Origin of the sequence: Streptomyces niphimycinicus (assembly GCF_018883605.1) — a bacterium.
Taxonomy (GTDB): domain Bacteria; phylum Actinomycetota; class Actinomycetes; order Streptomycetales; family Streptomycetaceae; genus Streptomyces; species Streptomyces niphimycinicus.
Genome location: NZ_JAHLEM010000784.1, coordinates 1 through 358, shown reverse-complemented (window position 1 = coordinate 358; position 358 = coordinate 1). Strand labels below are relative to the sequence as shown.

Below are 358 nucleotides of genomic sequence, written 5' to 3'. Positions count from 1 at the left end.
CGAACCCGGAAGCTAAGCCTTTCAGCGCCGATGGTACTGCAGGGGGGACCCTGTGGGAGAGTAGGACGCCGCCGAACAATCTTTCAAGGACCCTTGGTCCCAGCGTGCATGCTGGGACCAAGGGTCCTTTTTGTTTTTGCTGGGCCCGCATCGGTGTGACTGGTGCGGGAGAATGGCTGAAGTACATGAAGACAGGAGTCACGCCGATGTCCACCAACTCTCCCGACGACCGGTCGGGCCGCGAGCCGCGTCGCCGGGACGCCGGCGACCGGCGGGACGTCCGCGGCTCGGGGCCGCGCCGCGATGGCGATCGTGGTGGTTTCCGGCGTGATGACCGCCGTGACGAGCGGCGTGATGA

1 rRNA gene is annotated in these 358 nt (G+C 65.9%); it reads left to right on the top strand.

The annotated features are described in order from the left end of the window. A 5S ribosomal RNA gene (gene rrf, locus KN815_RS42655) occupies positions 1-77 on the top strand; the annotation flags it as partial. Between the last annotated feature and the right edge of the window lie 281 nt (positions 78-358).